Source organism: Paraburkholderia sp. JHI2823, from assembly GCF_038900695.1.
Taxonomy (GTDB): Bacteria; Pseudomonadota; Gammaproteobacteria; order Burkholderiales; family Burkholderiaceae; genus Paraburkholderia; species Paraburkholderia mimosarum.
The window spans coordinates 1-243 of sequence record NZ_JAYMRY010000454.1; the positions used below are offsets into that span (position 1 = coordinate 1).

At 54.3% G+C, this 243-nt stretch carries 1 protein-coding gene; it reads left to right on the top strand.

Annotated features, from left to right (window positions below; genetic code table 11):
* Positions 1-53: 53 nt before the first annotated feature.
* Positions 54-243, top strand: a 190-nt coding sequence (locus VSR34_RS39380) for a hypothetical protein (protein ID WP_342964984.1), incomplete at its 3' end; no start/stop codon positions are given.

Sequence of the window (243 nt, forward strand, 5' to 3'; positions counted from 1 at the left end):
CACCCATTAGCCGGCCGAAGTCAAGGTGCAAATCTATCCATCGCAGGATTTCAATGACGATGGTTATTTCAATCGCCATTGAAATCCTGCGAAATTCGTTTCGCTATCGTGTCACGGCTGCCTGCAGGGTCGGTATCGCATCCGTTTTCTCGAGCTGGTTGCGAACCGGATCGCACCAGACACCCATCGGGTTCAAGCATACCGTGATGGAACTCACGACTGCCCTGGCGGTTGTTGCCGCCC